Origin of the sequence: Robbsia andropogonis (assembly GCF_000970345.1) — a bacterium.
GTDB lineage: Bacteria > Pseudomonadota > Gammaproteobacteria > Burkholderiales > Burkholderiaceae > Robbsia > Robbsia andropogonis.
The window spans coordinates 1-7,128 of sequence record NZ_LAQU01000076.1; the positions used below are offsets into that span (position 1 = coordinate 1).

General features: G+C 62.1%; 5 protein-coding genes and 1 pseudogene. 2 read left to right on the top strand and 4 right to left on the bottom strand.

All coding sequences use genetic code 11. The features are described from left to right. Window positions 1–235: 235 nt before the first annotated feature. Window positions 236–1,457 (top strand): annotated as a pseudogene (locus tag WM40_RS25265) (MFS transporter). A 72-nt stretch (window positions 1,458–1,529) separates the two neighbouring features. Here WM40_RS25265 and WM40_RS25270 read toward each other — a convergent pair. Next, window positions 1,530–2,699 (bottom strand): cation diffusion facilitator family transporter, encoded by a 1,170-nt coding sequence (locus WM40_RS25270; protein WP_236693696.1) that lies wholly within the window; start codon window positions 2,697–2,699, stop codon window positions 1,530–1,532. Between the two features lie 66 nt (window positions 2,700–2,765). Between WM40_RS25270 and WM40_RS25275 the strand changes: the two genes are divergently transcribed. Continuing rightward, on the top strand, window positions 2,766–3,092 hold the full coding sequence (locus tag WM40_RS25275; RefSeq protein ID WP_236693697.1) for an ArsR/SmtB family transcription factor: 327 nt from the start codon (window positions 2,766–2,768) through the stop codon (window positions 3,090–3,092). Here WM40_RS25275 and WM40_RS25280 read toward each other — a convergent pair. The 3 genes from WM40_RS25280 to WM40_RS25290 form a co-directional block, all read right to left on the bottom strand. Continuing rightward, window positions 3,082–3,840, bottom strand: a complete 759-nt coding sequence (locus WM40_RS25280) for a phosphorylase family protein (RefSeq protein ID WP_052738530.1) — start codon at window positions 3,838–3,840, stop codon at window positions 3,082–3,084. The genes WM40_RS25275 and WM40_RS25280 overlap by 11 nt on opposite strands. Next, on the bottom strand, window positions 3,837–5,930 hold the full coding sequence (gene shc, locus WM40_RS25285; RefSeq protein ID WP_082103237.1) for a squalene--hopene cyclase: 2,094 nt from the start codon (window positions 5,928–5,930) through the stop codon (window positions 3,837–3,839). Before shc ends, WM40_RS25280 begins: the two co-directional genes overlap by 4 nt. A 505-nt stretch (window positions 5,931–6,435) precedes the next feature. Beyond that, window positions 6,436–7,128: squalene/phytoene synthase family protein (locus WM40_RS25290; protein WP_046154376.1), on the bottom strand; the 693-nt coding region annotated here is incomplete at its 5' end.

A 7,128-nucleotide genomic window follows, 5' to 3' on the forward strand; every position in this document is an offset into this window, starting at 1 on the left:
TGGACTCGACCGAACGTCAGCGTGTGATGGACATGTTCACGCAGCATTGAGAGGATGGCGCAGGATCGTGGCGTACTCCGCCGGAAAGGTCCGCACGTAAATGCCAGGAGAGGCAATGAGCGCATCGAGAGAACTGACAGCGGTTTCCGCCACGTCCCGGACGTTCTCCGGTTCGGATGTGGAAGACGCAGTTCACGCAACGTCCGCCGGCGCCGCGCTGGCGGATGCAACAGGTTTGTCCGGCGACGTGTCCGATGCCACGTCTCGCGGCAAACCCTTCGTCGGCCCGCTGACCGCCATCAGCTTCAGCCACATGCTCAACGACATGATTCAGTCGTTGATTCTCGCGATTTATCCGCTTCTCAAATCCGGTTTTCATCTGAGCTTTTCGCAGATCGGCATCATCACGTTGACATACCAGCTCGCGGCGTCGTTGCTGCAGCCGCTGATCGGTGCCTATACCGATAAAAACCCAACCGCATTCGACCGCCATCGGGATGATGTTCACGCTGTGTGGACTCCTGTTGTTGTCGGTGGCGCCCAATTACCCCGTGCTGCTTGTGGCGGCGGCGCTCGTGGGAACTGGCTCGTCGATTTTTCATCCCGAGTCGTCGCGGATCGCGCGTCTGGCGTCGAACGGGCAGCACGGGCTCGCACAGTCGGTATTTCAGGTGGGCGGCAATCTTGGTACCGCGATGGGCCCGCTGTTGGCGGCAACCGTGGTGCTTCCGTATGGACGCGGCAGCGTGGCATGGTTCGCGCTGGTCGCGTTGCTTGCGATCTACGTGTTATGGCGCATTGGACAGTGGTATCGCACGCAGGCGGGGTTGGCGCCAAAACGTAAGCGCACCTTCAGTAGCGTTGCCGCCGCGCTGAGCAAGCGACGCGTTGCGGGAGCGGTGGCTGTCCTCGTGGCGCTCGTCACCTCGAAATACCTGTATTTGAGCAGCTTGAACAGCTATTACACGTTCTACCTGATCACTAAATTCCATCTGAGCGTGCAGCAGTCCCAGATGTACCTGTTCGCATTCTTGTTCTCGGTGGCGATCGGTACGTTGGTCGGCGGGCCGATCGGTGACCGTATTGGCCGTAAATACGTGATCTGGGTATCCATCCTCGGCGCTGCGCCGTTTACCTTGTTGCTGCCTTATGCCAATCTGTTCTGGAGCGGCATCCTGACCGTCATTATCGGCTTGGTGCTATCGTCGGCGTTTTCCGCGATCGTCGTCTACGGGCAGGAATTGCTGCCGGGCCGTGTCGGCATGGTGGCCGGTCTTTTCTTCGGCCTGGCCTTCGGCCTTGGTGGTGTAGGGGCGGCGGTGCTGGGTCACCTTGCCGACGTGACCGGAATCGAGCACGTCTATCGTCTTTGTGCCTTTCTGCCGTTGCTTGGCTTACTGACAGTCCTGCTGCCGAATATCGAGGCACCTACGCGGGTAGAGGCCAAGGCGCCCTAGCCACGAAAGCCGCCCTTTTGTATTCTCAGTATTTTCTCGGGTCGTTAGGACGTGGGGCCCGTCGCTGGCTGGCTAGTGTGACGGGGTCACGGCGCTGCGTTCGCCGCCACTGCAAGGCAGCGCGCTGCCTGCCACAGATGCCGGGCCGTGGTGGTGCCCGTGCCCGTGGTCATGGTGGTGGCCCGGGCCGGAAACCTCCTCATCCAGCGGTGGTAGCCCCGCCAGGACATCATCGACACAGGTTTCCGGTTCCATTTGCACCGTCGTGTGCGCGATCCGGAATTTCTCGCGTAAACGAGCGCTGATGGCGGGAGGCAAATGCAGAGGATCGATGCCGGCGGCGGCGCGGGCATGCAGCGTTACCATCGTGCTTTCCGCGGTCAGGCACCAGGCGTGAACGTGATGCACATCGGCGACGCCCGGTATGCTCCTCATCAGATCCTGTCTCACCGCATGCGGGTCGACGCCAGGCGGTGACGCTTCCAGCAGAATCGCCGCGGCGCTACGCGTGATGGACCAGGCGCTTTTCGCGATCAGCAACGAGACCAGGATCGACAAGATCGGATCGATCGGAGAGTAGCCTGTCCACATAATCACCAGCGCGGCGATGATGGCGACCACGGACGAGACCAGATCGCCAAGAACATGAAGCCATGCCGAGCGCATATTCAGGTTCTCACGGCTGCCGCCGTGCAGGATGGCGAATGCGACGATATTTGATAGTAAGCCGCTGACGGCAACGAAGAACATCGTGGTGCCCAGCACCGGCTGCGGCTCGGCAAAACGGCGTATGGCCTCGATGATCACGCCCAGTGAAATCACCAACAACGTCAGGCCGTTCACGAAGGCGACAAGGACTTCCAGGCGGCGATAACCGTACGATAGCCGCGCGCTTGGCGGGCGGCGACCAATGCGCAACGCAGCCCAACTCATGGCCAGCGCGACCACATCCGATGCCATGTGGGCGGCATCGGCGATCAGTGCCAGCGAGCCGGAAATCAGGCCGCCGACCACTTCGACGGTCATGAATACCGCGATGACGACCAGGGCCCACGCCAGACGCGTTTCGTTAGTCGACCCATGTGCATGTACGTGCCCGCCTGCGTGCGTAGCGGCCTGATGCGGATCCTCGGTGTGGGCATGGTCATGATGGAGGTGCGCATGCTGATCAGGCACCGGGTCAGCGCCATGCGGCGAGCCATGATCGTGCGATGGGCGGTGATGTTGGTGATCGTGGGGCATGAGCATTGGCGCGGGAGAGTGATACCATATACCTTAACACATTAACATATGAACAGGTATTCAGATATGTGGGACGCGGTAGCCCAATTGTTCCGCCTGCTGGGCGATGCGAGCCGTCTGCGTATTGTCGCGGCCTGTCTCGATGTACCCGTATGCGTATCCGATATCGCGCTAGCGACCGGTTTATCGCCGTCGTTGGTCAGCCATCATCTGCGCTTGCTTCGTGGTGCGGGTGTCGTGCGCGGTGAACGGCGCGGTAAGCAAATTTTTTACTGTGCGGCCGATGAGCATGTTCGTCGAATGGTCCGGGACATGCATGTTCACGCGCTGGAATGCGCGCCGACGCTCCAAGCCGTGTCGCTGGATGGCGAGACAGAAGGGCTTAGCGTCTGAGGGCGGTATCGGGTAATCCGAAATGAGGCGGCAGATGTGCCGCGATCGCCTTCAAGGTTTTTTGTGCGGTACTGGCATCACGACCCAGCCGAAGTAAAGCGCCGAGTTGTCCGGGCTCGCGAAGCAGGGCACCGATGACCGGCAAGACGGTGGTACGTCCATCGGCCGTCAATCCGGCCATCGCCGCCGCCGGGACGTCATGGTCGGCGCGATCCAGTACGACACGGCATACGAGAAAAGGCAAACCGTAGGAGGCGGCCAGCGCGGCCAATGCATGAGACTCCATATCGACCGCGCTGGCGCGCGTTTGCGAGAACCATGCTGCTTTGTCGGCGGTGGAGCAAACGGCGGTGTCGGAGCCGGCGATCAAACCCTGATGGCATGTCACGGGCGATTGACCTTGACGTTGCCACTGCGTGGCCAACGCGGCACGCCAGTGCGCATCGGTGGCCCATTGCCGTCCGCTCGCATCCACGACGGCGCTGGGCAGCAGGCAATCGCCCGGACGCAAGGTCGGGTCCAACGCGCCTGCCGTACCAAAACTGACAATGCCCGACACCGTCGGTAACAGGTGTGCCAGGCGGCCATCCGGGTCGCGGGCCGCGGGCCCCATTGCCACACGCACGTCGAGGCCGGTGGCGCCACGGACCGCGTCGGCCTCCAGCACCATTCCGGCGACAACGAGCACCGGGCGCGTGATACGGCCCGGCATCGCGTGGGGGACTGCGGCCGAGGACGCCGGGTTCATAGACCCAATGTGACGTGGCGCTTTCCGTCGCGCGCCAGGTTCCGGTAGCGCGCCAGTGCCCACAGCGGGAAATACTTTGAATAGCCGTGGTAGCGCAGGTAGAAAACGCGCGGAAAGCCGGTGGCGGTGAACAACGGCTCATCCCAGAAACCATCGCCCGCCTGGTGCGTCATCAAGTAGGTGATGCCTCGCGCGACACGCGGATCATCGACAACGCCCGCGGACATCAGCCCCAGCAGCGCCCAGGCGGTTTGCGAGGCAGTGGACGTGGCACGGCGGTACCCATCGTAATGCAGGCGATAGCTGTCACCGTCTTCGCCCCAGCCACCATCCGCGTTCTGGATCGAGAAGAGCCAATCGACGGCTTTCTGAATCAACGGGGATTGATGCGCATCGATTCCGACACCGTTCAAGGCGCACAGTGCGGCCCAGGTGCCATAGATGTAGTTCATACCCCAGCGACCGTACCAACTGCCGTCGGACTCCTGGTGCATCAGAATGTAGTCAGTTGCATGCGCGACGCTCGGATCATCACGGCTCGCGCCAAGCTGCGTCAACATCGACAGGCAACGCGCCGAGACGTCCACGGTCGGTGGGTCCAACAAGGCGCCGTGATCGGCAAACGGAATGTTATTGAGGTACTCGTGCGTGTTCTCCGGCTCGAACGCGCCCCAGCCGCCATCGCCGCTTTGCATGCCGACGACCCATTCACGTGCGCGGGCGATCGACTTCGTAAAATCGGCCTGGCCGGACAGACGGTCCATCATCAGGGCGACCACGGCGGTGTCATCCACGTCCGGGTAGTAGTCGTTGCGATATTGGAATGCCCAACCGCCGGGACGCACCGTCGGTCGTCGCGACGACCAGTCACCGATGACATCGATGATCTGAAGTGGTCGCAGCCACTCGGCGCCACGTAATGCCGCGGCGGTGGCCTGCGGCGTGCCGGATTCGAGCAAGGCATGCGATGCCAGTGCGGTATCCCAGACCGGTGACAGGCAGGGCTGGCAGTAGGCTTCCCCGTCCTCTGACGGATCGACCACCAGCAATTTGTCCACGGAGCGCCGTGCAATGGCGCGTTCCGGATGCGTCGGCGGAAAACCCAGCACGTCATACATCATGACCGTGTTGACCATCGCCGGGAAAATGGCGCCAAGGCCGTCTTCGCCATTCAGATGCGATGAGACAAACGAAATGGCCGCCTGTGTCGCGCGTGCATGGAGGCGGCGCGGGATAATCCACTCGGTGACGCGGAGCACGGCATCAATGCCACGAAACGTCCGGAACCAGCCGGCGCTTTGCTGCGGCGCGCGGTCGTTGAGCCCAACGTTGACGGCCGGACCGGTGAACAATTCATCCAGGCGAATACCCCGCGGATTGCGCGCGCGGGGCCGCTCCTGCTGCAGGACGAGCAGGGGCACGATGACGGTCCGTGCCCAATATGACACTTTTGACAAGTGGAAAGGGAACCAACTGGGCAGCAACATGATCTCGATGGGCATCATCGGCACCGCACGCCACGAGACCACGCCATATAACGCCAGCAAGATGCGCGTGAAGACATTCACCTTGGCAATGCCGCCGGCCGCCAGGATCGCTTCGCGGGCGCGTTGCATATGCGGCGCGTCCACCGGGTCGCCGATCATTTTCAGCGCGAAATATGCCTTGACGCTGGCACTGATGTCGAGCGGTCCTTCGTGATACAACGGCCAGCCGCCATGGTAACCCTGGATGCGCCGGAGGTAGCGCCCGATCTTGGCCTCGAGCGTCAGGTCCGGCGTCTCGCCGAGATAGTGGACCATTAGCACGTATTCCGAGGGAATCGTCGCGTCGGCTTCCAGCTCATAGAGCCAATGCCCATCCGCGCGCTGGTCTGATATGAGCCGTTCGGTGGCGGTATCCACCGCGTGATGTAGCGCTTGTGGATCGATTGTCTCGTGGCCCCCCCATTCCTGGCCCGACTTCTCGGCCGTGACCGATGTCGTCGTCCACGAGGTGGGCGGTGCCGTATCACGGCCGGGTTGTGGTGAGCCGTCGACGCGCTTTAGCGCTTGTGCGAGGGCTTGGTTTTCCAAGGGCGTTGTATCCATCCTTCTCCGATCTCTTTCCGTCTCGCCCGCCATCCTGATGAGGCTCGGGGCCTGCTGTCCGGGCGGCTTCCTGCTTCGGCGACGACGCGTGGCGACCGCGATTTCGCGAGCAACCTATCGTTCGTCCAGTCACAAGCAGGAAACACATTATTCCAAAAAAAAGCGTCCCCCGGATGCAGGGCATCCTGCCGGGGGCTTACCGCCGTGTTGTCCCATCACGATCTATCCATTTGATGGTGCGGTTTCATGCAATGACGATGTCGAGCGTGATTGCGCGACCTACGACGGAACTCGGCGCATCGCGCTCGCCGTGTTTCAATGCGAGCGGTGAACCGTGCGGGGCACATCGTGCCATATATCACGCCAGGCTGCTTTATCGCGTGGTCCCAAAGGCGCATCGAGGGGGCAAAATATGGTTACGCGTCGGGTCATGACGTCAATTCGCATCGTGCCGTGCGGTTGAAAGACAACGGCGTCGCCATGCGTGCAGCTGTCTTTCAAACGCTTACAGAAGACCGTGACGCAACAGCAACCATACGAGTCGCCACGACGGCAGGCGTACGCGGGTGCGCGGCGCCGCCCATCCCTGCTGTACGGTGCGCATGAAAATGGCGTGATACACCGCGTACATCAGCCGGGGGGCCTTGACGGTGCGGCGCGGTGCGGTGCGCATCAATGCATTGGCTGACTGGTAATGTGTCTGGGCGCGTCGTGCAAGCCAGGTACAGGCCTTAGGGAGGTCCCGCGCTTGCAATACGGCGGCCATGGCCGCGTCACGCGTGACCGTCGTGCGAAGCGGCGCGGTGACGGGCGTGGTTGGCCGCGCGTCATCGTTCGCCGCCGAGGACCCGGATAACGCGCTTGCCGTCCCGAGCCAGTTCGGTGCGACGGCATTCGCCTGGTCGAACACGCGCGTATCGATCCCGGCTTCCACCAACGCTTCGCGTGGCAGGTACAGACGATGAATCGCGATGTCCTCGTCCAGGTCACGCAGGATATTCGTAAATTGCAGTGCCCGACCGAGATGGTGGGCCAGTGCCACGCCCAGTTCGCGATCGAGCCCGAAAACCTGTGTGGAGAGGCGTCCGACAGCGCTTGCCACGCGGTCGCAATACAAATCCAGAACGGCAAAGGATGGCGCCTGGATGTCGGCGTCCAGATCCATCTGCATGCCGTCGATGACGGCGATGAAGTCGTC